23 protein-coding genes and 1 tRNA gene are annotated in these 26,446 nt (G+C 64.6%); 13 read left to right on the top strand and 11 right to left on the bottom strand.

Features of this window, described 5'->3' with window-relative positions; genetic code table 11:
- Together Q358_RS0111965 and Q358_RS17370 are read left to right on the top strand one after the other, a co-directional pair.
- The coding region (locus tag Q358_RS0111965) for an integrase core domain-containing protein (RefSeq protein WP_027962225.1) at positions 1-294 on the top strand (294 nt) is incomplete at its 5' end.
- Between the two features lie 341 nt (positions 295-635).
- The gene (locus Q358_RS17370) at positions 636-1,559 is read left to right on the top strand and encodes a LysR substrate-binding domain-containing protein (protein ID WP_043488230.1); all 924 of its coding nucleotides are present in this window, start codon (positions 636-638) and stop codon (positions 1,557-1,559) included.
- Between the two features lie 13 nt (positions 1,560-1,572).
- Here Q358_RS17370 and Q358_RS0111955 read toward each other — a convergent pair.
- A tRNA-Ile gene (locus tag Q358_RS0111955) sits at positions 1,573-1,649 on the bottom strand.
- A 151-nt stretch (positions 1,650-1,800) separates the two neighbouring features.
- On the opposite strand from Q358_RS0111955, the gene Q358_RS0111950 reads away from it, so the two are divergent.
- Positions 1,801-2,823: a CNNM domain-containing protein gene (locus Q358_RS0111950; RefSeq protein WP_027962224.1), complete on the top strand. Its 1,023-nt coding sequence runs from the start codon at positions 1,801-1,803 to the stop codon at positions 2,821-2,823.
- 20 nt (positions 2,824-2,843) lie between these two features.
- Here Q358_RS0111950 and Q358_RS0111945 read toward each other — a convergent pair whose 3' ends face one another.
- The 6 genes from Q358_RS0111945 to Q358_RS0111920 all read right to left on the bottom strand — a co-directional run bounded on the left by Q358_RS0111945 (position 2,844) and on the right by Q358_RS0111920 (position 9,790).
- Entirely contained in the window at positions 2,844-3,800 is a 957-nt protein-coding gene (locus Q358_RS0111945; RefSeq protein ID WP_027962223.1) for an arsenic resistance protein, read from the bottom strand.
- Between the two features lie 122 nt (positions 3,801-3,922).
- Positions 3,923-4,726, bottom strand: coding sequence for an ABC transporter ATP-binding protein (locus Q358_RS0111940; RefSeq protein WP_027962222.1), 804 nt, complete (start codon positions 4,724-4,726; stop codon positions 3,923-3,925).
- Positions 4,723-5,838, bottom strand: a complete 1,116-nt coding sequence (locus Q358_RS0111935; protein ID WP_027962221.1) for a FecCD family ABC transporter permease — start codon at positions 5,836-5,838, stop codon at positions 4,723-4,725. The genes Q358_RS0111940 and Q358_RS0111935 overlap by 4 nt, the downstream gene beginning before the upstream one ends.
- 13 nt (positions 5,839-5,851) lie before the next feature.
- Positions 5,852-6,820 (bottom strand): FecCD family ABC transporter permease, encoded by a 969-nt coding sequence (locus Q358_RS0111930; protein ID WP_027962220.1) that lies wholly within the window; start codon positions 6,818-6,820, stop codon positions 5,852-5,854.
- 56 nt (positions 6,821-6,876) lie between these two features.
- The gene (locus Q358_RS0111925) at positions 6,877-7,806 is read right to left on the bottom strand and encodes an ABC transporter substrate-binding protein (RefSeq protein ID WP_051530354.1); all 930 of its coding nucleotides are present in this window, start codon (positions 7,804-7,806) and stop codon (positions 6,877-6,879) included.
- 28 nt (positions 7,807-7,834) lie between these two features.
- Complete coding sequence (locus tag Q358_RS0111920) at positions 7,835-9,790, bottom strand: ligand-gated channel protein (protein ID WP_027962218.1); 1,956 nt, start codon at positions 9,788-9,790, stop codon at positions 7,835-7,837.
- 180 nt (positions 9,791-9,970) lie between these two features.
- Here Q358_RS0111920 and Q358_RS0111915 point away from each other — a divergent pair, with 180 nt between their 5' ends.
- From Q358_RS0111915 to Q358_RS0111870, 10 genes are all read left to right on the top strand, one after another.
- On the top strand, positions 9,971-10,879 hold the full coding sequence (locus tag Q358_RS0111915; RefSeq protein WP_027962217.1) for a LysR family transcriptional regulator: 909 nt from the start codon (positions 9,971-9,973) through the stop codon (positions 10,877-10,879).
- Positions 10,880-10,952: 73 nt separating this feature from the next.
- Positions 10,953-11,831, top strand: coding sequence for an AEC family transporter (locus Q358_RS0111910; protein ID WP_027962216.1), 879 nt, complete (start codon positions 10,953-10,955; stop codon positions 11,829-11,831).
- 96 nt (positions 11,832-11,927) lie between these two features.
- Complete coding sequence (locus Q358_RS0111905; protein WP_027962215.1) at positions 11,928-12,149, top strand: DUF1656 domain-containing protein; 222 nt, start codon at positions 11,928-11,930, stop codon at positions 12,147-12,149.
- Positions 12,149-13,009 carry an efflux RND transporter periplasmic adaptor subunit gene (locus tag Q358_RS0111900; protein ID WP_027962214.1) on the top strand — a complete coding sequence of 287 codons (861 nt, stop codon included), beginning with the start codon at positions 12,149-12,151 and terminating at the stop codon, positions 13,007-13,009. The genes Q358_RS0111905 and Q358_RS0111900 overlap by 1 nt, the downstream gene beginning before the upstream one ends.
- Before the next feature lie 5 nt (positions 13,010-13,014).
- The gene (locus tag Q358_RS0111895; RefSeq protein ID WP_027962213.1) at positions 13,015-15,069 is read left to right on the top strand and encodes an FUSC family protein; all 2,055 of its coding nucleotides are present in this window, start codon (positions 13,015-13,017) and stop codon (positions 15,067-15,069) included.
- A 197-nt stretch (positions 15,070-15,266) separates the two neighbouring features.
- Entirely contained in the window at positions 15,267-16,514 is a 1,248-nt protein-coding gene (locus Q358_RS17365) for a quaternary amine ABC transporter ATP-binding protein (RefSeq protein ID WP_051530353.1), read from the top strand.
- A 5-nt stretch (positions 16,515-16,519) separates the two neighbouring features.
- Positions 16,520-17,353, top strand: coding sequence for an ABC transporter permease (locus Q358_RS0111885; RefSeq protein WP_027962212.1), 834 nt, complete (start codon positions 16,520-16,522; stop codon positions 17,351-17,353).
- Between the two features lie 76 nt (positions 17,354-17,429).
- Complete coding sequence (locus Q358_RS0111880) at positions 17,430-18,302, top strand: glycine betaine ABC transporter substrate-binding protein (RefSeq protein ID WP_027962211.1); 873 nt, start codon at positions 17,430-17,432, stop codon at positions 18,300-18,302.
- A 231-nt stretch (positions 18,303-18,533) separates the two neighbouring features.
- Positions 18,534-18,962 (top strand): universal stress protein, encoded by a 429-nt coding sequence (locus Q358_RS0111875; RefSeq protein WP_027962210.1) that lies wholly within the window; start codon positions 18,534-18,536, stop codon positions 18,960-18,962.
- Between the two features lie 75 nt (positions 18,963-19,037).
- Entirely contained in the window at positions 19,038-20,711 is a 1,674-nt protein-coding gene (locus Q358_RS0111870) for a BCCT family transporter (protein ID WP_027962209.1), read from the top strand.
- 182 nt (positions 20,712-20,893) lie between these two features.
- On the opposite strand, the gene Q358_RS0111865 is transcribed toward Q358_RS0111870, so the two are convergent.
- The 4 genes from Q358_RS0111865 to Q358_RS0111850 form a co-directional block, all read right to left on the bottom strand.
- Positions 20,894-21,613: a 3'-5' exonuclease gene (locus Q358_RS0111865; RefSeq protein ID WP_043488228.1), complete on the bottom strand. Its 720-nt coding sequence runs from the start codon at positions 21,611-21,613 to the stop codon at positions 20,894-20,896.
- Complete coding sequence (locus tag Q358_RS0111860; protein ID WP_027962207.1) at positions 21,614-23,527, bottom strand: DUF294 nucleotidyltransferase-like domain-containing protein; 1,914 nt, start codon at positions 23,525-23,527, stop codon at positions 21,614-21,616.
- Between the two features lie 209 nt (positions 23,528-23,736).
- Positions 23,737-25,158 (bottom strand): FAD-binding oxidoreductase, encoded by a 1,422-nt coding sequence (locus tag Q358_RS0111855; protein ID WP_027962206.1) that lies wholly within the window; start codon positions 25,156-25,158, stop codon positions 23,737-23,739.
- A gap of 499 nt (positions 25,159-25,657) precedes the next feature.
- On the bottom strand, positions 25,658-26,359 hold the full coding sequence (locus tag Q358_RS0111850; protein ID WP_027962205.1) for a winged helix-turn-helix transcriptional regulator: 702 nt from the start codon (positions 26,357-26,359) through the stop codon (positions 25,658-25,660).
- Between the last annotated feature and the right edge of the window lie 87 nt (positions 26,360-26,446).

Genomic DNA, 26,446 nt, shown 5'->3' with positions numbered 1-26,446 from the left:
GATGGGTTCGCCACGGTCGACGACGCCCGTGAGTGGGTGGCCAGCTTCGTGCAGTGGTACAACCACGAGCATCGCCACAGCGGGATCCGCCTGGTGACACCGGCACAGCGACATGCTGGCGAGGATACCGGCGTGCTGGCAAAGCGGCATGCCATCAATCAGGCAGCGCGTGCGGCCAACCCCGCTCGTTGGAGCGGCAAGACCCGCAATTGGACGCCGATTGGCACCGTGTCTCTTAACCCGGAGCGGGAGCTCCAGGTCACCGTCGCTGAACCGGAAAAACAGGTGGCCTGAATGATCTCAGAGGCGACAGATTTCTTGACAACTACCGAAACAGGCCATAGAGCAAGAAGCGTGCACAACTGATTACCACGGGGTGGACATCCGGGAATAGCGATGGCAAGACAATGACGCCGCCCCACAAGACACCAGCCATGCCTGCATGGACTACTGCTTTCTTCATGATCTGCAGCCCTCCTGTTGATTGGAGAGCCACTTTAATGCATTACTACCCGCATTGAGTAACGACATTACCGCATCCAGGCATTCCCACATGGAATGCCTTTTAGTCGACAAGCCGTCCACTCAACAAAAAGCCGTATCCGTACACGTGCCCACATCAACAGGAAGACCACATGGCTGGACGCTTTCGTCACCTTCCGCCGCTGGAGAGCCTTGCAGCCTTCGAGGCGGTCAGTCGGTTAGGAAGCTTGACCCGCGCAGCGGACGAGCTATGCCTGACCCAGAGTGCAGTCAGCAAGCAGATTCGTGCGCTGGAGGCGTCGCTCGGCGTACGACTGTTCGTACGCAAGGCACGCGGAGTGGAGCTTTCCAGCGCGGGGGCGGTCTATCAGCATGACGTTCTCTCGGCGCTTCAAGGCCTGGAGGTTGCCGGCCAACGTCTGCGTGCGAGGCAACACCCCGATACTGTCAGCGTGCTGGCGATTCATGCCGTATCACAATTCTGGTTATTCCCACGTTTACTGAGCTTCAGTGCCGAGCATCCAGATATCACTGTGCACATTCACGCCAGCAACGAGATGCAACCCTTTATGGTGCCGGATCACGATCTCGCGATTCTCTACGGCGAGGGGGATTGGCCGGCGCTCGCGGCTACCCCACTGATTCAGGAAGACATCTACCCAGTTGCATGCCCGGAGGTTGTCCAGGATGAGGTGACATCGCTGGAAGCTCTGGCCCAGCAACCACTGATTCAACTGGATTCCTCATGGAACTGCATGGACTGGCCTGGCTGGTTTGCGCACTTCGGCATTCGCTATCATCCACCCAAGTCTGATCTCACCTTCAACCAACTGACCCTCACCTACGCCGCCATTCAGCGAGGTGCGGGCATCGGCCTGGCGTGGCACTTCATGGCCGCCGACGCCATTGCCAGCGGCAAGCTCGTACGTGTTACCGAGTATCGCACCAACACCGGCCTTGCCGAGCATATCGTGCACGATCGCAGTCAGCCGCTTTCGACCGCCGCGACCCTGTTCAGGGACTGGCTGATCGCGGATGCTTTTGGGAAAAAGATAACAGCTACCATGCTGTCTTAAACACTGATCTTGATGGTGGGCCCAGCTGGACTCGAACCAGCGACCAAGGGATTATGAGTCCCCTGCTCTAACCAACTGAGCTATAGGCCCTTATACGGAGGGTGCGCCAAAGACGCCGGCGTATGATAGCGAATGCCGCTGGCCGAGACCAGAGCGAGATGCCTTGCAGTGATGCGATGCCATCGGCGATTATGCCGAGACCGCCACACGCGGATCTTTCCTGGCCACTACCCGAGACCTCATGCTCCTGTTGATAGCCTTTGCCGCCCTCTCCATTGGCGTTTCCTTCCTGTGCTCGCTGCTCGAGGCGGCGCTGCTGTCGATGACCCCCAGCTATGTGGCCCAGGTGCGCGAGACCAACCCCAGGCTGCACGCCAGGCTCAACGAGCTGAAGCGCAATATCGACCAGCCCCTGGCGGCGATTCTCACCCTGAACACCATCGCGCATACGGTAGGCGCCACCGGTGTCGGCGCCCAGGTCGCGGTGGTGTTCGGCGAGACCTGGCTGGGCGTCGCCTCGGCGCTGATGACCCTGTTGATCCTGTTCGTCTCCGAGATCATTCCCAAGACCATCGGCGCCACCTACTGGCGCCAGCTCGCTGGCATGCTGGCCCGCACCCTGGCCGTGATGGTGTGGATCCTCAAGCCGTTTATCTGGGTGTCCGAGCAGATCACCAAGCGCATCGGCAAGGACGCCATGGATACCGACATGCGCGGCGAGATCAAGGCATTGGCGCAGATCGGCCAGGAGGAAAAGGCGCTGGCCCCGGAGGAAACCCGCGTCATCGTCAACATCCTCAACCTGCATGACATCCGGGTGAAGAACGTGATGACCCCGCGTACCGTCTCGGTCACGGCGGCCCCCGCCATGACGGTCAGCGAGTTCCGCGCCGAGCTAGGCCCCTCGCCCTTTACCCGCTTCCCGGTAATGGATGGGGGGGAGCAGGCGCTAGGCTATGTGCACAAGGCCGATACCTATAGCGCCGATGATGACGCCGACCTGAAGTCGCTGATGCACCCGGTCAGGTCGGTACTCGCCGACGACAGCATTAAGCAGATATTTACCACCATGGTGCTGAACCGCCAGCACCTCTGTGTGGTGTATGACGACCTGGCGACCTGGGTGGGCCTGATCACCCTGGAAGACATCATCGAGACCATCCTCGGCCAGGACATCGTGGATGAGACCGACAACGTCGCCAACCTGCGCAAGTACGCCCGCCAGCGCTGGACCAAGACCCTCAAGAAACGGGACCAGGCGTAGGCTGGCCCCAGCGGCCCGGCCTAACGGTCGGGAATCAGCCGACCGGGCACCCAGCGCAGATAGGCCAGCATGCCGAACAGCTCGACCAGCGACTGGCAGACGACCACCACCACCGCGGCCTGCCACCCCTCGGGTAGCGCCAGGGCGATGGGCAACATCACGAAGGAATTGCGGGTGCCGAAGCTGAACGTCAGCGTTCGCGCGACCGGCGACGCCAGGCCGAGCCCCCGGCCCAGGCCCCAGCCCAGCAACGCGGCCAGAACCAGGTAACCGATGAACAGCGGCAACACCTGCCATACCACGCCGCTCAAGCCCTGCATGCCAACGATCTGGGTCGCCGCGACCACCAGCAGCACCATGGCCAGAAGCGGCACGGGCAGCCAACCCAGCCCCTCCACCAGACGGCGCGCCGGGGCGACATGTCGTGCCAGCCGCCGGGTCAGCCAGGCCGCCGCCAGCGGCACCAGGATCAATCCGACGAAGGCACTCAGCAGCGGCATGCCCAGGGCGAGCCGCGCCCACTGCATATCCAGAAACAGCCAGAGATAGGCCGGCAGCGTTATCAGCTGCAATACCAGTAGCAGGGGCGTAGCGGCGATGGCTCGCCCGGCGTCTCCCTTGCCCAGATGGGTGAAGGTGATAAACCAGTCGGTGCAGGGCACCAGCAACACCAGCAAGACGCCGAGCCGGATAGCCGGCGCCAGCGGCAGCAGCGACACCAGCGTGCCCACCATCAGCGGCAGTATCAGGAAGTTGCCCGCCACCAGTGCCGTGGCGAAGCGCCAGTCCTGCATGGCCGGGGCAAGCCGCCCCAGCGGTACCTGGGTGAAGGTCGCGTAGAGCAGTACCCCGAGCAATGGCCAGAGCCCGCCCTCCAGGGTGGCGGTGGCGTCGGGGCGCATCAGCCCCAGGCCGAGCCCCATGATGATCGCCGCCAGGTAGAGCCATACCTGGTGGCGCTCGAGACGCTCACGCATGGGACGCCGTCTCGGCCAGCCACGTGCTGGCGGCGTTGAAGGCTGTTGGAGTCACGCTCTGGATCATAAGGGATCGCGGCTCAGGATAGTTGGTTCAGGGTAGGCGGTTCAGGATAACCGACTCAGGATAGACGACGCAGATCGGTCAGCAGCGGCGCGCCGCTCGCCGGGTCATGAATCAGGGTACAGGCGACGCCGTAGAGCTCCGCCACCAGCGTCTCGGTGACCACCTCCGCCGGCGGGCCCTGGGCGATGATGGCGCCATCGCGCATGGCGACCAGGTAGTCGGCGTAACGACAGGCGCTGGCCAGGTCGTGGAGCACCACGGCGATGGTGCGCCCGCGGGTCGCCAGCCTGCACACCAGCTCGAAGACCTCCAGCTGGTGTCCCAGGTCCAGCGCCGAGGTGGGTTCGTCCAGCAGCAGCAGTGGCGTCTGCTGGGCGATGGTCATGGCGATCCAGGCGCGCTGGCGCTGCCCCCCGGACAGCGACTCCAGCGGGCGTTCCGCCAGGGCTTCGAGGCCGGCGGCGGACAGCGCTTCGTCTACCGCCCGCCGATCATCGGACGACCACTGGCGCAGCCAGCCCTGGTGGGGCTGGCGACCGAAACGCACCAGATCCCCCACCGTCAGGCCCTCCGGCGCGCCGGCCTCCTGGGGCAGCAGCGCCAGGCGCCGAGCCATCTCCCGGGTCGGCAGGCGCTGGACATCGGTGCCGTCGAGCAGCACCGCGCCGCCGCCCGGGGCGTGCAGCCGAGCCAGGCCCGCCAGCAGGGTCGACTTGCCGCACCCGTTAGGCCCCACGATGGCGGTTACCCGACCCGGCGGCAGGGTCAGGGCCAGGTTCTCGATGATGGTCGTGCCGCCGTGGGCCAGGCGAAGCTCGCTGGCCTGCAGCAGGTTGGCGGGAGGTGCGGGGGCGTTCATGCGGGGTTCCTCGAGGGTCGCAGCAGGATCCACAGCAGCCAGGGGCCGCCGACGATGGCGGTGACGATGCCGACCGGCAGCTCGATGGGCGCCAGCAGCAGCCGGCCCACCAGGTCGGCCAGCACCATCACCAGGGCACCGGCCAGTGCCGAGGCTATCAGGGGCACGCCCCGGGATGAAGACAGCGAGCGCGCGATTTCCGGGCCGATCAGGCCCACCATGCCCACCGGCCCGGCCACCGCCACGGCCAGGGCGGTCAGCACGACCGCGAGGCTCAGCACCTGAATGCGGCGGCGCCTCAAGGGCACGCCGAAGCCCTGGGCGATGGCATCGGAGAAGCGCATATTGCCCAGCGAGCGAGCCAGCACCAGCGCCAGGGGCAGCCCCACGGCGCAGCCGCCGGCCAGCGTCAGTATCGCGCCGCCGGAGCGAGCGTTCAGCGTGCCCACGGTCCAGGGGTAAGCCGCATTGGCGCTGTCGATAGGCACCTGGGCCAGCAGCAGCTGGGTCACGGCACCGAACACCGCACCGATCCCGATGCCAGCCACGATAAAGCGATAGCCGCGGGTATCGCCGCCGCTGGCCAGGCCGAAGGTGATGGCTGCCGCGGTGGCAGCGCCGACCAGGGCCATGGCAGGCGGCGCCAGGGAGGTGCCGAGCCCCACCACCGAGGCCACCGCGAAGGCCGTGGCGCCGTTATCGATGCCGATGATACTCGGCGTGGCCAGGCGGTTGCGGGCCAGGGTCTGCATCAAGCAGCCGGCCACCGCGAAGGCGGCGCCGGTCAGCCATGCCGCGACCAGGCGCGGCAGGCGCAGTTCCTGCACCAGGAAGGTGGCGACCGGGTCCCCATGGCCGACAAGCGCCCACCAGACCGCCGGTGGCGTCAGCCGCCCGGTCCCCAGCGCCAGATAAGCCAGCGATACCACCAGCAGGGCCAGCAGCAGCAGCGCGCCGACCCACAGGGCACGGCGCTCGACCAGCAGGCTGATATCCCCCACCGCCAGGCGCCAGTGCCCGAGCGGCGGCAGAACGTCCTCCGCGGGGGCGGTTCTTGCTTCGGCCAGGATGGATCTCCAGGGAGTGAACCGTTCGAGGCTCTCCATGTTCATGCGCTTCGCCTCCTCATAGCGTCGGCAGGCGCCGGGCGCGCACGACGGCCACCAGCACCGGGGCGCCGAGTAGAGCGGTCAGCACCCCGATAGGCAGCTCCGACGGCGCCACGACCAGGCGCGAGATGATATCCGCCGCCAGCACCATCAACGGCCCCAGCGGCAGGCAGAGCCACAGGGTGCGACGGATATCGGGGCCGGCCAGGGCGCGAGCGGCGAAGGGCACCACCAGGCCGACGAAGGCGATGGGGCCGGCCACCGCCGTGGCCGCCCCCACCATCAGAGCCACCGCCAGAATCACCAGCAGGCGGACACGGCCCGGATGATGGCCCAGGCCCGAGGCGACCCGCTCGCCCAGCGCCAGGGCCGCCAGGGGCCGGGCGATGGCGACGATGATCACCAGCGCCAGGCCCAGGCTGGGCAGCACCGCCAGGAGGTCCTCGAGGCGGCGCCCCGCCAGACTGCCCACGACCCAGAAGCGGATCTCGTCGGCGGTGCGTTGATCGAACAACAGCAGCAGCGAGGTAAGCGAGGCGAGCAGCGCCGAGAAGGCGGCACCGGCCAGCACCAGGCGCACCGGATCACCGCCCATGCCACGCAGACGCACCACGCTGAGCACCGCCAGGCAACCCAGCAGTGCTCCTACCTGCCCCACCGCGATGCGCAGCGTCGCCGCGCTGGCGCCCAGCCACAGTGCCACGCCCACGGCGAATGCCGCACCGGCACTGACGCCCAGCAGTCCGGGCTCGGCCAGCGGATTGCGCGATACCGCCTGCAGCAGCGCCCCGGCCAGCCCCAATGAGATACCGACGACGATGCCGATCAGGGTGCGCGGTGCACGCAACGCGCCCACCACGAAGGTGGCCTCGTCATCGCCGTGCCCTGTCAGCACGGCCAGGGCGCGGCCCGGGGTTACCTCGCCGGCGCCCAGCATCAGGCTGACGATAGCCACCGCTGCCAACAGCGTCAGCAGGAGTATCATGACGCGCCAAAGCCCCGCCGGTCGGCGGGGCCGAAGACACAAGCCGCTCGCCGCCATCAGGGCAACAGCGCGGCTTCGATGTCGTCCAGGATCGCCTGGGCGGCCAGCGGGCCACTGGCGCTGGTCCACAGCTGACCATCCACCGGAACCACCCGATCGTTCTCCACGACCGGCAGGCGGGCGAAGGCGGCCGACTGCCGGGCCGCGTCCAGGGCCTGGTCGCCCTCTTCATTCAAGGTGGCCAGAAACAGCCAGTCGCCCTCCAGCCGCGAGAGATTCTCGAGGCTCAGCGGGTCGCTGTGCGCCCCACCTGGACTGACCAGACCGGCATCGGTCACCTCGAGGCCAACCGCCGCCAGCATGCCGGTGGAAAACAGCGCATCGGACATTACCAGCGGGCCCTGGGGCATCCAGCGCACCAGATTGGCGCTGCCGCCCTCACCTGCCTCGGCAATCGCCCCGGCCAATGCCGAGGCGCGCTCTTCCACCTCAGTGATGGCGCTGTCCAGCGCCTCCTCGCGGCCCAGGGCCTCGCCGAAGAGGCGCGCCTCCTGCTGCCAGTTGTCGGGGGCCAGTTCCCGGGCCTCAGGCACCACGGTGGGCGCGATCTTCGACAGCAGCGTGTACTGCTCGTCGGACAGCTGCGGGGCCGCCAGGATCAAGTCCGGCCGCTCGGCCAGCACCGCTTCCAGGTTGATCTCGCGCACCACCCCGACAATGGCCGGGCGGGTCTCTTCATCGAGATAGGCCTCGATATAGCGGGCCACACCATCGCCGCCACGAGTAGTGACGGCGCCCACGGGCGTCACCTCCACCGCCAGGGCGGCATCCAGGGCGCCCTCATAGAGGGTCACCACCCGCTCGGGGGAATCGGGTACCTCGACCTCGCCATGGGCGGTGGCAACGCTGGCGGCCTGGGCCGTAGAGAGGGTCAAGAGCGTGGTCAGGCCGGCCATGGCGGCGGCGAGACGTGTGACGTGCAACATGGGCAGGGACCTCCTTGGTCTCCGATGCTTAGAACTCGACGTTAATGCCCAGCCACAGGCGACGACCATCCTCGATATAGCCGTATTCCTCCTCGGTAACTTCCTCGTCAAACAGGTTGTAGAGGCCGGCATTGAGCGTGGTCTGAGGGGTCAACTGATAGCCGAGTCCGGCATCCACGAAGGTGTAGGATGGCGCGATGATAGCGTTCCGGGAGGGGCCGGTATTGGGCTGACTCTCCTCGCCTCGATAGGTCAGGCGAGTCCACTGATTCAAGCGCTCGGTGGCCTGCCAGTCGAGCGAAGCGGTAACCTGGTGCTTGGGCAGCTGGGTGAGCGGCTCACCCCGATATTCCCCACTCTTCTGTTCGGAGTCGGTATAGGTGTAGCTGGTACTCAGATCCAGGGTGTCGGACAGCGGCGTGGACAAGGAAAACTCGACGCCCTGGGTGACCGCCTCGTCGACGTTGACTCGATAGGTCGGATCGGCACCGAACCTGTTGGCGCCGTCGGTACAGACAGACGCTGGGCAATCGATTCGAGTGATCTTGTCCTCGAAGTCGGTATGGAAGAGGGTCAGGCCGGCCATCAGGCCACTCGCATCGGCATAGTGTAAGCCCAGCTCACGACTCAGTGAGGTTTCCGCTTCCAGATCCGGATTGCCATGGATGTTGCCGCCTTTGCTTATCTGGACCCAGCCGGGACTGGTATGGCGCAGGTCAGGTGCTCGAAAGCCAGAAGACACACCCCCTTTCAGGGTCCAGCGGTCATCCAGGTGCCAGACACCATAGAGGCGCGGCGACCAGTGGCTGCCATATTGCTCGTCCTCATTGAGACGCACACCGCCGGTCAGCGAGACGTCGTCGGTCAGCATCCATTCGTCCTCGGCGTAGAGTGCCCAGCGCCAGCGCGTCAGCTCACTCAGGTTGGAGGTCTTGGACTCGTTCCCACCATCCTCGAGGCGCTGATCCTCGTACTGACCACCCAGGGTCAGGACATGGGCGCCAAGCGGCAGCACCGCCTTGGAATCCATCACGGTGCTGCGGAAATTCATGTCCCGCGAGGGATTGTCGATCTCCTCCTGCTGCACATAACTTGTGGTGGTGCCGAAGTCGAAGTAGCCGTCGTGACTCAGCGCGACGTGACGGCGGTCGTACTCTTGTTCGGAACGCTCGTTAGGCTCGCCGCGAAATGTCAGGGCTGCCGACTCACCGGGGTTGGTGGTTCGACGCTGCTCGCTGTAGCCTGCCTCCAGGCCAATCTCGTGGGTCTCGTCGGGAGTCCAGGTCAGCTTCGCTGTACCGCTGGCCAGGCGCTGGTCGGCGTAGCCGCCGATGATGGCATCCTCGTCGCGCTGGTCGTACTGACCATAGACCTGCAGGCCGAGACGATCGGTGATCAGCGGGCCGGCGACGTGGAAACGGCTGTTGTGCTCGTTGCCTGAATCGGAGTCCTCCTGGATCGTCATGCTGGTAGAGACCTCGCCCCGCCATTCCCGAGGCACCTTCTGGGTGATGACGTTGATCACGCCGCCCAGGGCATCGGACCCGTACAGCGATGACATGGGCCCGCGGATCACCTCGATACGCTCGATGGCTGACAGCGGCGGCATCCAGCCCTGCTCGACGCCTGGCCCATCGCTATTGGGACGTGTCTCCCGCGAGCCCTGGCGTTTGCCATCGACCAGCATCAGGGTGTATTTAGCCCCCATGCCGCGAATGCTGATGTCCTGGGATGATCCGCCGCCGGTGACGGTCACGCCCGGCACGTTGCGAAGCGCATCGGTCATGTCACGGTAAGCGTGACCTTTCAAGTCTTCTCGAGTAATCACGCTGATCGAGGCCGGGGCATTCTTGGTTTGCTGTTCGTAACCGGCCGCCGTAACCACCACATCATCCAGCTGCCGGGCTTCCTGGGCGTAAGCCGTGCCAGTTGAGGTAGCTGCAATGGCAGCCGCCAGCAGGGTGAGATGCATGGAACGAGACATACCGACCTCCTTGATCCTCGAGCTCCGGGTGAATGTAAATCGTTATCTTTTGCCAATCTTTTCATATCACCCGCCCTTTGTGGAGGAACGCCCCGTTCCCAAAACAGCAACGAGAATACAAATAGTTAGTATTTGATATATCATCCCGACCTTGTTTCCCATGAGCCTCACATACTTCATATGCACGACTTTGACGAGCTGGCCGCGTTCGATGCGGTCTTGGCCTCGGGCAGCCTGACTCGCAGCGCCCGGAAGATGGGCCTGGCAAAGTCGACGCTCAGCCGTCGCATCACCCAGCTGGAGTCGCGGCTCGGGCAGACGCTGCTGCGCCGCCAGGCCAATCGCTTGATCCCCACCGAAGCGGGGCTGGTGTTTCACGACTACTGCCGCGAGATGCTGAGTCTGGCCAGCCGCAGCCGCGAGGCGCTGGCCGACCTGTCCGGAGTGATCCGCGGACGTCTTACCCTGGGGGTGCACTGCAGCCTGGCGCGCAGCTGGGCGGCCAGAGTGGTTGAAGCTTTCCTGGAGCGTCACCCCGAGGTGGAACTGACCCTGCAGGCACGCGAGCACCCGGAATGCTCGCCGGAGAGCCAGTGCGTGCAGGTATGGCTGGGGGAACTGCCCACCGAGACCGGTCTCAAGGCAGAGCCGCTGGGCCAGCTCACCCAGCGGCTCTACGCCAGCCCCGACTATCTGGCACACCATCAAGCACCGACACACCCCCAGGCGCTAGCAGATCACTCCTGGGTTGATCTGCTCGGTACCACCCATGACGGGCTGACCTTGCATCACGCCGAGCGGGACGCCTTCTGCTTTCGCCCGCCACGCTCGCGGCTTCGCGTCGACCTGCCGATGCTGCATGTGGATGCCATCGCCCGGGGCCAGGGCATCGGGGTACTGCCGGCGTGGCTCGTCGCGGCGCGCGAGGAGCATCATCCCGGGGAACTCGTGGCCTGCCTGCCCGAGTGGCGACCGACGCCGCTGGCGGCTACCCTGCTCTACCCCTATGGTCAGCGCCCCCGGCGCCTGGATGCCCTGCTCGAGGCGCTGCGCCAGGCGGTGCCGGCGGCATGGCGCACTCCCTCCTAGAGACACACCGTCTTGCCAGACGGTGTGTCGATTCCAGACAATGGCGGGCCCTTCACTTCTCCGAGACGCTTGCATGCTTGCCGAACTCTTCGCTGTAATGGCCCCGGTACTGGCCGGGGCGGGCCTGGGCTTTTTCTGGGTTCGCCTGGGCCAACCCTACCCGGTAGAGTTCGTGACCCGGCTGGTCTTCAATATCGGCACGCCGGCGCTGGTGATCGCCTCGCTCTCCGGCGCCGAGATCGATGCCGGCAATTTCGGCCGCACCATGCTGGCCACGGCGCTGGTGATCTGCACCATGGCGGCGATGACCTGGCCCCTGGCGCGCCTGCTGCGCCAGGACTGGCGGGTGCTGCTGGCCCCGGCCATGTACCCCAACACCGGCAACATGGGCCTGCCGGTGGTGCTCTATGCCTTCGGCAGCGCCGGCTTCGCCTACGGCATCACGGTGATGGTCACCGTCTCGCTGTTCCAGTTCACCCTGGGGTCGATGATGGCCAGCCAAAGCGGCAATCCGCTGCGCACCCTGGCACGCACGCCGACCGTCTATGCCATTCTGCTGTCGCTGGCCCTGGTGCTGACCGACACCGCCCTGCCTCGCTGGCTTTCCAACAGCGTCGAGTTGATCTCGGGCTTTACCGTGCCCCTGATGCTGATCACCCTGGGCGTCTCGCTGGCCAGCATTCAGGTGAGAAGCCTGCGTTCCGGCATCGGCTTCAGCCTGCTGCGCATCCCGGTCGCCGCGGCCTTGGCCTGGGGCATCGGTGCACTGCTGGACTTGCCACCGCTGGCCCACGCCATCGTGGTACTGCAGATGAGCATGCCGGTGGCGGTGTTCAACTACCTGTTCGCCCAGAAGGCCCGGCGTGAACCGGAGTATGTCGCCAGCCTGGTGTTCTGCTCGACCCTGCTCTCGCTGTTCTACCTGCCGCTGCTGCTGGCCTGGCTGATGTAGCTGGCTGATGTAGGGCTGATGTAGCTGGCTAATGTAGATAGCGAAGCAGAAAAGCCGCTACCATGGCCCGACTCGACCGGCACGCCAGGAGCCAACATGCCTCTTCGTGAAGTCGCCATTGGCGGGCTCTATCTTTCTCCACTGCTGCTGTATGCCCTGGCCGGATTCGGCGCCACCCTGCTGATTCGCAGCCTGCTCTTTAAAGTGCTGGGCGCCAACCGCCTGTGGTTCGAGGCCTGGTTCGATGTCTCCCTGTTCGTCATCTGCACCGCTGCCGCGGCCTATCTCTCCTGCGTGGTCACCGGAGCCCTCTCATGATGCGCACCCTGCTTCGCAGTCTCGTCACCCTCACGATCGTCGCCCTGGCCATCGCCGCCGGCCTGTGGCTCTGGCATTACTACCTCTATACGCCCTGGACCCGGGACGGCCGGATCAGGGCCGAGGTCATCACCGTTGCCTCGGATATCTCCGGTCGTGTCGTTTCCCTGGCCGTCGAGGACAACCAGCGCGTCGCCGCGGGTGAGCCCCTGTTCCGGCTCGACACCGAACACTATCAGGCAACGCTGGATCGGGCGCAGGCCCTGGTCACGCAGCGCCAGGTTGAACTCGAACGACGCCAGCACGAAGCCGCACGCCGCAGCCACCTGAGCCGTCAGGCGATCAGCGCCGAGAGCCAGGAAACGGCACGCCTCGAAAGCCGGGTGGTCCAGGCCCAGCTCGACCAGGCACAAAGCCAGCTCGCCAGTGCCCGCCTCGACCTCGAACGCACGACGGTCGAGGCCCCGGTAAGCGGCCATGTGCTCAACCTGCAGCTGGCCGAAGGCAACTACGTGAATGCCGGCACCCCAGCGATGGCGCTGGTCAAGGCCGACTCCTTCTACGTGACCGGCTATTTCGAGGAAACCAAGTTACCCCGCATCCAAATCGGGGCCCCGGCTCGAATCATCCTGATGAGTGGCGATACCGAACTGCATGGCCATGTCGACAGCATCGGCCGCGCCATCGCCGATCCTCACACCACGCCTAACGCCCAGCTGCTGCCCCAGGTGGCACCCAGCTTCAGCTGGGTGCGCCTGGCCCAGCGTATCCCGGTGCGCATCGCGCTCGACGCGCTCCCCGCCGACATCTCGCTGAGCGCCGGCATGACCGCTTCGGTGCATATCGAGCCACGGGAGTAACCCGCATGTCGCCCTGGCTGCAGGCCTATCTAACGCCCAGCGGCGCAGCCGTACGGTTCGCCATCAAGGCGACGCTGGCCATGCTGCTGGCCCTCTATGTGGCGCTGTGGTGCGACCTGGAGCGCCCCTACTGGGCGCTGATCTCGGCGGCCTTCCTGCAGATTCGACCCATGAGCGGCATGGTGGTCGAGAAGGGCCTGAGCCAGATCACCGGCACCCTGGTGGGCTGCGGGGCCGGCATCGCCATCATGAGTGCGTTCGCCCAGGCTCCCGTGCCGGCGCTGACGAGCCTGACCCTGTGGATCATGCTGTGCACCTACGGCAGCTCTCTCCTGCGTAACAACGCCGCCTATGGCTGCATCATGGGGGCCGTCACGGCGATGCTGATCGTGGTCATCGGCGCCAGCCAGCCCGACGCCATCTTCGCCATCGCCGTGGCCCGCCTGTCGGAACTGGCCCTGGGGGCGGTGTGTGCCACCCTTGTCAGCGCATTGCTGTGGCCGATCAAGGTCGGCGATCACCTGGGCCACCAGGCCGACACCGTCGTTAACCAGGTCTTCCTGCATGCGGCTCAACGACTGACCGACACGACCACGCCGGCCGAGCTCCAGGCGACTCTGACCGGCAGCCTGGAGCCCCTGACCCTGCTCGAGGGAGACAGCCAGGCGGCCCGCTATGAGGGCCCCGAGGGGCCGGCCCGGATTCGCGCCAGCCATGTGCTGACCCACCGCACCCTGATGATGATGGCCACCCTCCACGCCCTGCAGCAGCTGCTGCACCACGCGGCCGAGCGACTGTCGCCGGCGATCCATGCCCTGGCCGGCGACCTCGCCGACGGCTTTCGCGACGCGGCCCGGGACGGCGATGCCGAGACCGATCGACGCCTGCACACACTGCGCCATCGCCTGCTGGCGTGGCCCGACGAGTCGCTCTCCCCCATCGAGCTGCGCTGCCTGCTGGGCATGCGCGAGGTCCTGGGCCACGCCCTGGTGATGCTCGATGCCCGCGACGCCGTTATCTGCCCCGGCGGGAAACGCCTGCGCGGTGCCGCCCTGGCCTGGCATCGCGACCCCCTGGTCGCCGGGCTCAACGCCCTCCGGGCCGGCGCCATCTTCTGTTCACTCGCCGCCTTCTGGCTGGCCACCGGCTGGAACAACGGCCAGATGGCCATGCTCCTGGGCACCCTGTTGTCGGCTCTCTTCGCCAGCCAGGACAACCCGGTGGTGGTATGCATGATGTTTGCCAAGGGCATGCTGGTGGCGATCCCCAGCTCCCTGCTGTTCGGCCATATACTACTGGCCCAGGCCAGCGGCTTTCCGCTGATGGCGATGCTCGTTCTCACCCCGCTGTTTCTCGGCCTGCTGGGCTCGGCCAACCCGCGACTGCTGGGCTACTGCCTGGCCTTTACCATTGGCAATATCCTGCTGACCATGCCCGGCAACGGCATGGACCTCTCCTTCGCGCCTTTCATCAACCGAGTCATCGCCGTGATGATCGGGCTCGCTACGGTGGTATCGGGGTTTCGCCTGCTGCCCGGCCTGGGTGCCACCCTGCGCAAGCGCCGCTTGATGACGGCCATCGTCGGCGACCTGCAACGCCTGGCGACTCATCCGGTGAAAGAGGAGGAGGCACGCTTCATGGGCGCCATGGCCGACCGCATGCTGCGCCTGGCCAAGCATGACGACGTGCTGCCGGACGACCAGCGCCACCTCTTCAGCCTGGGCTTGGCCGGCCTGGATGTCGGCCACGCCTGTCTCCGGATACGTCGACGGCTCGATGGCCTGCCGGGAGACGATCTGAAACAGGCCAAGCGGCGCTTCATCCTGGCGCTGGCCGATGCCTACGCCGACAGCGCCCGGGGGCGGCCGCCACGCGGGGTCCGCCAGGCCGGCGATACGCTGATCGAGGCCGTGGACCATCAGCCCTCGCTAAGCGAACGCGACCGGACCCTGATCGCCGGGCTGGTGGAACGCCTGGACTTCGCCCTGACGCGTCAGGCCGAGCGCGCCCACGCCTCCCACCTGGCCCGGAACACCGCGCCGCTCGCTGGCACTGGCTGACAGATAGCGTATCCTCGGGGCGACAAGATGGGACCCGATACCGGGCCGGGCCTTTTATTTGAACAGCCGTTCAAATAAAAGTAGGGTGTAGGACCTTTCGCAACCGTCAACGCTCCCTCATGCCACACTAGGCAACATCGGCCCGGTACATACTGTGCCGCTCGTATTACGCCAGGGACTGACAAGAAGGCAAGCCAATGAACGAGAACCGAAACGTCAAGATACGGGTTCGCAACCTGAGCAAGGTCTTCGGCAATAGTCCGAAGAAGGCGCTCGAAATGCGCAACGAAGGGCTAAAGCGCCCCGAAATCCTCGAAAAAACCGGCCAGACCCTGGGCCTGTCCAATATCGACTTCGACGTCTACGAGGGCGAGCTGCTGGTGATCATGGGGCTGTCGGGTTCCGGCAAGTCGACCCTGATCCGCTGCCTCAACCGGCTGATCGAGCCCACCGAGGGTGAGATCGTCATCGATGGCGAGGACATTCCCCAGCTGGATGACAAGGCACTGCTGGAGTGCCGCCGCCGCCATTTTTCGATGGTATTCCAGAACTTCGCGCTGTTTCCGCACCGCACGGTGCAGAAAAACGCCGAGTTCGGCCTCGAGATTCGCGGCATCGACCCCCAGGAGCGCGCCGATATCGCGCGCAAGTCGCTCAAGCAGGTGGGCCTGGACGGCTGGGAAGACGCTTACCCCAACCAGCTTTCCGGCGGCATGCAACAGCGCGTGGGCCTCGCCCGGGCGCTGGCCAACGATGCCACCGTGCTGCTGATGGATGAGGCCTTCTCGGCCCTGGACCCGCTGATTCGCGGCGACATGCAGCAGGAGCTGCAGGAACTGCAGAGCCGCATGCAGAAGACCACGGTGTTCATCACCCACGACCTCGATGAAGCACTCAACATCGCCGACCGCATCATCCTGCTCAAGGACGGCGAGATCGTGCAGATCGGCACCCCGGAGCAGATCCTGACCCGGCCGGCCGACGAGTACGTGGAGCGCTTCATCGAGGGCGTCGATATGTCCAAGATCCTGACCGCCGAGCACGCCATGCGCAAGGTGCGTGCCGTGGCGCGGGATACCGACGGCCCGCGCACCACACTGCACAAGATGCGTGAAAACAACGTCGACTCCATCTACGTGGTTGGTCGCGATCGCACGCTGCAGGGGCTGCTCGAGGTGGATGCCGCGGAGCAGGCGGCCAAGCAGGGTGCCGACAGCATCGGCGAGTTCATGACCCAGGACTTCCGCAAGGTCGGCCTTCAGGAACCGATGCACAACCTGTTTGCCATGTTCAGCGAGAAAGGCTTCCCCATCGCGGTGACCGACGACGACGAGCGGCTGCTCGGCGTGGTCGTCAAGGGCGCGGTCATCGACCAGCTGGCCCGGACCACCGAGCCCACGGCGGCAAGTGACGACAATCCCACGGCAGCGGCAGGAGACCAGTAATGGCGATCGACGTACCCCGTATCCCCCTCGGCCAGTGGATCGAGGGCGGCCTCGACTGGCTGACCAGCGAATATTCCATCGTGACCCGCGGCATCTCCCGCGTCACCCAGACCGGCATCGACGGCCTCAACGATGCGCTGATGTGGCTGCCGCCCTGGGCGCTGCTGCTGATCATCGTCGGCCTGTGCTGGTGGGTGGCCAACATGCGCCTGGCGATCGGCGCCGCCGCCGGCATGGCACTGGTCTGGAACATGGGCCTGTGGGACCCGATGATCGAGACGCTCACCCTGGTGGTGATCGCTACCCTGGTGGCGGTGGTGATCGCCCTGCCGGTAGGCATCGCCGCCGCGCTCTCCGAGCGGCTCTACAAGATGATCATGCCGGTGCTCGACTTCATGCAGACGATGCCGGCCTTCGTCTACCTGATTCCGGCGATCCCCTTCTTCGGCATCGGCTCGGTCTCGGCGATCTTCGCTACCGTGATCTTCTCCATGCCGCCGGCGATTCGCTTCACCACCCTGGGTATCCGTCAGGTGCCCGTCGATCTGATCGAGGCCGCCGACGCCTACGGTGCCACCCGGGGCCAGAAGCTGATGAAGGTGCAACTGCCGCTGTCTCTGCCTACGCTGATGGCAGGGATCAACCAGACCATCATGTTGGCGCTCTCCATGGTGGTGATCGCCGCCATGATCGGTGCCGATGGTCTGGGCAGCGAAGTGTGGCGAGCGATCCAGCGCCTGCGCCCGGGCGACGGCTTCGAAGCCGGCATCGCCGTGGTCATTCTGGCCATGCTGCTGGACCGTATCACCCAGTCCCTGCGCAAGGGTCGCAAGTCCTGACGCCTTGCCGCCCCTTGAAACTCAAGGGGGATATCGTCAAGGTAAGTAAGCGAAGCATACAAATAAGGGGTATCCGATGAAGAAGCATCTTCTGAACCGTCGTATTCGTATGGCCGGCGTCGCACTCGCGGCCGGCACCGCACTTGCTGCCGGTGCCGCCCAGGCCCAGGACAAGGGTACCGTTCACCTGTCTTACGTTGAGTGGGCATCAACCGTCGCCTCGACCAACGTGATGCAGGTAGTGCTTGAACAGGCCGGCTTCGACGTCAAGACGTCCTCGCTGTCCGCCGCCGCCATGTGGCAATCGGTCGCCACGGGTGACACCGATGCCTTCCTGGCCGGCTGGTTGCCGATCACCCACGAAGACTACTTCGCCAAGCTCGGGGACCAGGTAGTCGACCTCGGCGCCAACCTCGAAGGCGCCAAGCTCGGCATGGTGGTGCCCGCCTACAGCGAAGTCGATTCCATCGCCGACATGAATGACCATGTCGACAGCTTCGATGGCAAGATCACCGGCATCGACCCGGGCGCGGGCGTCATGCGTCTGACCGAGAAGGTCGTCGACGACTATGACCTGGACTACGAGCTGGTCAGCGGCAGCGGCGCGACCATGACCGCGGCACTGCAGACCGCCATCAACAACGAGGAAGACATCGCCGTGACCGGCTGGGCGCCGCACTGGATGCTCGCTCGCTGGGATCTCAAGTTCCTCGACGACCCCAAGGAGACCTACGGCGGCGCCGAGGAAATCCACACCATCGCCCGCCAGGACCTCGAGGAAGAGATGCCCGAGGCCTTCGCCATTCTCGACGCCTTCGAGTGGGACAACGAGACGATGGGCGAAGTCATGCTGATGCAGGAAGAAGGCGACGACCCCTACGAGGAAGCCCAGAAGTGGGTCGAGGACAACCAGGACATCGTGCAGGAGTGGATCGACGCTGCGTCCTGATTGCCGCGTACCTAGGCTCTTCCCTGGATGAGGCTTGACCATGCACAGGGGAGGCACCGCAGTGCCTCCCCTTTTCATGTCCTGAAGCACGATAATGACATGTCCCGAAGCACGACAATGACATGTCCCGAAGCACGCCAATGAAGGGCATTACCGTCGACATCCCGGGCGAGCATCAGCCGTTAACGATTCGTGGCAAGAAGATCCCGTGGCAATAAAGGAGACCACCGCATGTTCAACAAGATCATGGTGCCGGTCGATCTGGCACATATCACGCAGATTGAACCTTCGCTGAAGGTATCCGCGGACATGGCGCGTCACTATCAGGCCGAAGTCTGCTACGTGGGCGTTACTGCCAATACGCCCGGCAGTGTGGCACGCACGCCCGAGGAGTATGCCCAGAAACTGGAGGCCTTCGCCCAGCAGCGTGGCGACGTGCATGGCCAGCCGGTCAGCAGCCGAACCATCAGTCGGGTCGACCCCGTGGCGGACCTCGTCGACACGCTGGTCAAGGCCATCGATGAGGTGGATGCCGACCTGGTCGTGATGCCGACCCATGCGCCCAACCACCTGGATATCGTCATTCCTGCCAACGGCAGCCAGGTCGCCAGCCGTACCGACGCCTCGGTCTTCCTGGTGCGCCCCGAGGATGACGACTAATCGCGCCGATAACGAGAGTTGCACATACCTACAATTCGAATCTGCGCTTACCATTAACCGCAAGGGAGACGTCTCGTGGCCAATTCGACCAACGATGACAACCCCCAGGAGCCGCAAAAGGGTTCCGAGGGGATTCCGGCCCCGGAGGGGGCAGCGAATCTGATCGATACGGATTACGTGATCGGTCAGGATAATATCAAGGCATCCCCGCTGGGGATCAACGTCGACCTACACAGCACGGTCTTCATGGTCTCCTCGGTCGTGATCCTGCTGTTCGTGATCATGACGCTGGCCATGCAGGCTCAGATGGAGCCGATCTTCGACGCCATGTTCAGCTTCCTGACCACCAAGCTGACCTGGGTATTCCTGCTGGGTGCCAACGTCTTCGTGATACTGGCGCTGGTGTTGATCTTCACCCCCATGGGCAGGGTGCGTATCGGCGGGGCCAACGCCAAGCCGGACTTCGGCTACGCCGGCTGGTTCGCCATGCTGTTCGCCGCCGGCATGGGCATCGGCCTGATGTTCTATGGCGTGTCTGAACCGCTGGGCCACTATGGCACCGCCTTCGGCGGCATCAGCATGGGCGAGGATGGCCTGCGTACCGACTGGGCACCGCTGGGCGGCGCCGAGGGTGACCAGGCCGGCGCCATCTCGCTGGGCATGGCCGCCACCATCTTCCACTGGGGCCTGCACCCCTGGGGCGCCTACGCCATTGTCGGCCTGTCGCTGGCGATCTTCGCCTTCAACAAGGGCCTGCCGCTGACCATGCGGTCGATCTTCTACCCGATCCTGGGTGAGCGCATCTGGGGCTGGCCCGGTCACTTGATCGATATCCTGGCGGTGTTCGCCACGCTGTTCGGTCTGGCGACCTCGCTGGGACTGGGGGCCACCCAGGCCTCGGCCGGTCTCAACTATCTGTTCGGCGTCCCCGACAACAACGTCACCCTGGTACTGCTGATTCTGGGTATCACGATCGTTGCCCTGGGCTCGATCATGCTCGGCGTCGACAAGGGCGTTCAGCGCCTGTCGCAGCTCAACATGGGGCTGGCCCTGCTGCTGCTGGTGTTCGTGATCGCCGTGGGACCGACGCTGATGATCGCCAGCGGCGTGCTCGACAACCTGATGGGCTACGTGAAGAACCTGCCGGCGCTCTCCATGCCCTTCGGGCGCGAGGACGCCAGCTTCACCCAGGGCTGGACCGCCTTCTACTGGGCCTGGTGGATTGCCTGGTCGCCCTTCGTCGGCATGTTCATCGCCCGCGTCAGCCGTGGTCGTACCGTGCGTGAATTCCTGATCGCCGTGCTGGTGGTTCCCACCCTGGCCTCGGTGGTGTGGATGACCGCCTTCGGTACTACCGCCATCGATCAGGTGATCAGCTCCGGCATCACCGATGTCCAGGATGCGGCTCTTGAGCTGCAGCTGTTCACCATGCTGGAACACCTGCCCCTGGCCTCCATCACCTCCTTCGTGGGGATCGTGCTGGTGATCGTGTTCTTCATCACCTCGTCGGACTCCGGCTCGCTGGTGATCGACTCCATCACGGCCGGCGGCAAGGTCGATGCTCCCAAGCCCCAGCGCGTGTTCTGGGCGCTGATCGAAGGCGGCATCGCCATCGCCCTGCTGCTGGGTGGCGGCCTCGGCGCGCTGCAGACGGCGGCACTGACCACCGGGCTGCCCTTCACGCTGGTCCTGTTGGCGGGTTGTTACGCCATCGTCAAGGGCCTGATGACGGAGCCCAAGGCCAAGTAAGCCGGTCATCAACAAGCCGATCGTTGGCTTGGCAAGACGCAGAGAGGCGGCCCTTGGGCCGCCTCTCTGCATTTGTGGCCAATGGCCTGCACCGGTACTCTGTTTTCACAACGCCTGACTTCACAACGCCTGTTTTCACAGCGTCGGGTGTCACGACCCCTGGCTTCGCGGCCTCCGGTTCCTCAGCTCCACAACTCGCCCAGCGGCGTCTCCGCCGAGAAGCGGTTGGCCACCTGGGCCTGAAACAACTCGGCCGTGGCCAGGGCATCCACCAGGGCATGATGCCCCTGGTAGGCAGGCAGGCCATAGCGGTCGCGGCTCGCCTGCAGGCGAATCGACACCGGCGGGCGCCCCAGCCAGCGTCGAAAGCGCGCCCACGGCGACTGACGATGCAGTCGCGCCTCCAGCGACATGGTATCGATCACCGGGTAGAGCAGGCCCTCCCCCAACCGATGCTGGATCGCCGAATCGATGAAGGACCGCTCGATATGGCGATAGTGCACTACCGCCAGCCGCCCCTTCAGACCCGCCAGCACCTCCGGCAAGACGTTGGCCAGATCGGGTGCACCCCTCACCTCGCTATGGGTGATGTGATGCAGGGTGACCGAGGACGCCGTCAGCTCGCGATAGGGTTTCAGCACCCAGTATTGCGCCTCGCGCAGCGGGATGCGTGCCAGGGTAAAGGGCACCAGGCCGATGCTGACGATGGCGTGGCGACGCGGGTCGAGGCCGGTGGTTTCGATATCCAGTGCCACCAGCGGCGCCTCGCCGATGGGCGTGTCGGGCGCCGGACAACCGGCGGCAAAGTAATCGCCCAGCAGCGGATGACGGACTCGGCCGGCGCGGTCGGCGAGATACTCGGGCCAGCCCGGGGGCGAGGTGCGTGAGCGACGCAAGGCCACCTAGCGCCGCCCCCGCTCGGCGGCACTGGGGATCGGATAGCGAAACTTGAGGAACTTCTGGGCGTTGCTCAACACCTGGAAGGCATCTTTCAGGGTGTGGCGGTCGCTGTCGCTGATACTTTCCGGCTCGATATTGTTGTCCGGCTCTCCCTCCGCCTGAATATCGACCACCTGATGGTGGATGCGGGTCAGGGTCAAAAACTCCAGGGCGTGACGCAGTTTCTCTTCGACCCCATCCGGCAGCAGCCGGGTCTGGCCGATGTCGTTCAGCCGCTCGAAGCTGTTCTGGGATCGTGAACCACAGGCCAGGGCATGGACGCGTATCAGGTCGGTCAGCGGTGCGGTGCCGCGCCGCTTGAGATTGATGGAATTATTGTGCTTGCCATCCTTCTCCATCACGAAGGTGCGGAAGAAGCCCAGTGGCGGGGTGCGGTTGAGGGCATTGCGCGCCATGGCCGCCAGGAACAGCTTGCTTTGGGGGGCCTGGGATGCCACCAGGTCCTGAAGCTGCTCGACGAAGCGGTTCTCGCCGTAGACCGCATCCAGGTCGAAGAAGATCGAGCTATGCAACAGCCGCTCGGGGGTCGGGGCCTGGATCCAGTCCCGGAAGTATCCCTTCCACACCGACAGCGGCTGCCGCCAGCGAGGGTTGGTGGCCATGATATCGCCGGTACAGTAGGCATAACCACAGGCGGCGAGGCCATCACTGACCCGCTTGGCCAGCGCCAGGAAGTAGTCATCGTGGCGCTCGGGGTCGAAGTCGTCCGCGAGCACCAGGGCATTGTCCTGGTCGGTGACCAGGGTCTGTTCGTTGCGCGCCATGGAGCCCATGGCCATGTAGCAGTACTCCACCGGCGGCGGCCCGAGTTCCTCCTCGGCCAGCTCCAGCAGTCGGCGCGTGAAGCTGCGCGCGATGGTGGACAGCGCACTGCCGATCATGCGCGAGTCGGCACCGTCCTCGACCATGCGCACGAAGGTGCCTTTCACATCCGGCGCCAGCCTGGCCAACCCCTCGGCGCTGGACTGGCTGTAGATATTGCTGACCAGATAGAGGCTGGAGTGGGTCTCGTAGCGAATGATATCGGAGAGGTGCACGATACCCACCGGGCCGCGGCGGTGCATCACCGGCAGGTGATGAATGTTGTTGCGCAGCATGGTGAGCATCGCCTCGTGTACCGATTCATTGGATTGAATCGCCACCAGCCACGGCCCCACCACGTCGCCGATCGGCGTATCCGGCGCCTGCCCCTTGGCCACCGCGCGACGAAAATCGCTGTCGGTAAGAATGCCGCTCACCTGCCAGGTACGCTCTTCGCTGTCGCGAAAGACATAGCGTGCGTTCTCTTCCGGAGCATCGAGAACCAGCACCGCCGAGGCGCCGAAGTCGGTGACCTGGGCGGCGGCTTCCTGCAGCGTGGTGGCCACTTCCAGCATCAGCGGATAGCGAGTGAGCAGCTTGCGCACCCGGGTCACCATCATGTCGTTCTGCTGTTGCTGATGCTTCACCGCGGTTTCCAGCCGCGGCCGCTCCACCTCGACAAAGTCGGCGAACTGCTCGTCTTCCTCGCACAGCCGCTGGAAAACGGCATCGGGAATAAAGTAGATCAGGGAGTCTTCCAGAGCGCGTACGGGGAAGCGCACGCGCTGCTTTCGCAGCAGGCTGAAGTGGCCAAAAATATCGCCCTCGCCGCGACGATCGTAGAGATCGCCGTTGCGGCGCCGCACCTCTACGGCGCCGCTGCGCACATAGCCCAGGGCCTCGATTTCCTGGTCGGAGACGCAGATATCGCTGCCGGCCCGATAGTAGGCCACCTCGACCTGAGCGGCCACCTCGTCGAGCAGTTCATCCGAAAAGGCCTCAAAGGGCGGGAAGCGCCCCATGTGCTGCCGAACCTCCAGCCATTCCACTTCCATGCGTCCTCTCCCCTCTCAGGCATTTTCCGGCAAGTCTGTAAGAGTGCCGGCATGCTGTAAAGCAAGTATCTTCAAGGCAGATGCGCCGCCACCAGCAGGATGGCGGCAGAGATGTGATATCCGCCATTCCCTGCCGCTGTGATAGGTAATAACCGGACCTCCATCATGGTGCTCGACATCGGCAGTCAGTGGAGGCTTGCGGGGAAGACTTATGTTGCCTGGCTTGTCGGCACGATATTCTGGTTAAGATGGAAGACATTGTCCGGATCCCAGTCACGTTTTAGTGTCGCCAATCGTGTGTAGGTCACATCGCCGTATGCCGCCTGCACCCGGGCCGCACCTTCATCGCCGCTAATGAAGTTGACGTAGACGCCACCGGTGGTGAAGGGCGCCATGGCATCGAAGGTCTCCCGAGCCCAGGCGATATGGCGCTCGTCTTCTGCGGCGTCGCGCCAGCGGGCCTGAACGTTCAGCACCCAGGCCGCGTCGCGATGCGGATAGGGTGTCGATTCGGCGGGCCGGCGGGCAACTTCACCTCCCAGGGACAGCATGCCCACCACCGACTCCCTGGAAGGCATCCGTCCGGCATGCTCGCAGAGTACGTCGATACCCTCCCCGCTCAGCTCGCTGAGATAGTGGCCCTTCCAGTAGTTGCGTGCACCGGCGTTGGCGGTGGCGTCGAACATCGCCTGAAAGGCGGTGTAGGATTTCAGGCCGACCGCATCGGCGATGGGCCTACCGATCCGCCTCAGCGGAGCCAGCGCTGCCTCGCTTTCGGCGGGATCGCCGACATGAATCATTGCCAATAGCAGGATCATCTTGCCGTGAAAGGCCTCGGGAATGAACGGCGCCGGCGGTGCGTAACGTAGCACCGGCAGGCAGGAAACTTCATCCGGCGCCTCGCGCAATACATCAGCGACCTCGCGCAGCACCCGGGGCGCGTCCGCGAAGTCATGTACCACCGGACCGGCGAGCACCTGAGGACCGAGTTCGTGTAGCGCGAACTCGAAGGCAGTCACCACGCCAAAGTTGCCGCCGCCGCCACACAGCCCCCAGAAGAGTTCCGGGTGCCGATCACGGCTGATCTGGAGAAATCTAGCGTCGGCGGTGACCATATCCAGCGACGTCAGGTTATCCACGGTCAAGCCGCATCTGCGCGAAAGATAGCCGAAGCCACCGCCCAGGGTTAACCCGGCGACACCGGTGGAAGAAATGAACCCGCCGGGAGTGGCCAGCCCATGGGCCTGGGTTTCCTTGTCGAGATCGTGAATCAGGGTGCCGGGCTCGACCCGGGCAACACGTTTCTCCGGATCGACCCGGATGGAGGTCATGTCGGTGAAGTCGAGCATCATGCCACCCTCGCAGGCGGCATTGCCCGCCACACTATGCCCCCCGCCCTTGATGGCGATCTCGAGCTCCTGCTCCCGGGCGAAGGCTACCGTCGCCATCACGTCCGCCGCCCCCCGAGGGCGCACGATAATCGCCGGATGTCGGTCGATCATGGCGTTCCATACCGCTCGCGACTGATCGTAAGATACATCCTCGGGTAGCAAGGCGACGCCGCGCAAACTCTGGCGCAGCTCGGTGACGGCCTGTTCGGGTAAGGAGGAACTTGTCGTAAGGGAAGTCATGACTCCTGCTCCTCGGATAACGACGTTATCCGCTAGGTGCAGCAATATTGGTGAACCGGATTAGCGCTGCACCTGTGGCTGTTTCCTTTTCGTCCCGCTCCTGTACCCATCAGCCTGTGAAAGAATGGCCCTTGCTTCCAGTACAAGATCTGTACTGCGGATGGTACAAGGTCTGTACTGGTGAATTGTGGGTACTTGAAGTCCATTTCTTGTCAGCTTGCAAATGCTCTACTCCCTTTTACGCTCACAAGAACGCCGACAGCGCCTAGGCCGCCACCCTTTCCGATTTTCCAGAGGCCGTCGAAGTGCACCACCTCGGCCGCACGGCCTTCCGTTCCCTGGCCGCGAAACACGAAATGGCTGATTCAAAAGGGTGATTCAGGTGGGAGGAGTGTCATCAACTTGCATCAATTGGAGGTCCTCGCCGCCTTCCATGGAAACGCCCGACCCGACTTAGATTCGGCCTCAAGTTCGAATGCCTCGCCGATGGATAACGAGATTATCGAGTGGCCAGCTTTTCCACCTTGGCGAAGGGACTGAATCCCAACCATGCCTGCATGGAATCGGCCAGGTCTCTACGGCCGACGATGGTAAGCTTTCCCTCCTCGACCGCTCGCCAGATTGGCTTCAGTCCCATCCATATCTCGGTCATCGTGCGTAGATCAACCGAGACGTAGAGATCCACATCGAAGCCCGGGTCGATGTGGCAGAGATCAACGCTGCTATCAGGCTCGACGAGGAGCCACCATTTACGCTGGGACGCCGGCAACTCGGGATAGACGAACTTGATCACCGTCCGGTTCGCCGGCACCGGCTCGGTGTCGAGATTGCGACGCATATCCCACATCAAGAGTTCGGGATCGAGATTGTCGAGCGACGGCTCAGTCTCGACCCACTTCTGGCCCCAGATGCCGATGGCCTCGATGACCGACTGAAGGTCCCGGCCAGCCTGTGTCAGTCGATACACATTGATATCCGCCCCCGGCGACAGTGGCTCGCGCACGATGATCCCGGCGCTCTCGAGCTCGTAAAGGCGTTTCGACAAGAGTGCCGGTGACATCCGCGGCACGCCGCGACGCAGCTCGTTGAAGCGAGTGGAGCCGGCGACCAGCTCCCGCAAGAGAACGATCGTCCAGCGCGTGCATAACGTCTCCGCCGCCATGGCGACGGGACAGAACTGCCGATAGCTCGCATTCGTCATCGTGGGCTCTTTTCTTACCCTGGTCTTCCTCCAAGTCTGGCAGATCCACTGCTCAACGGGGAGTTCAGAAACTATATCGGCCGGGTT

It is taken from the genome of Halomonas halodenitrificans DSM 735, from assembly GCF_000620045.1.
Lineage (GTDB): Bacteria > Pseudomonadota > Gammaproteobacteria > Pseudomonadales > Halomonadaceae > Halomonas > Halomonas halodenitrificans.
This window is presented reverse-complemented; position numbering and strand designations above follow the sequence as displayed.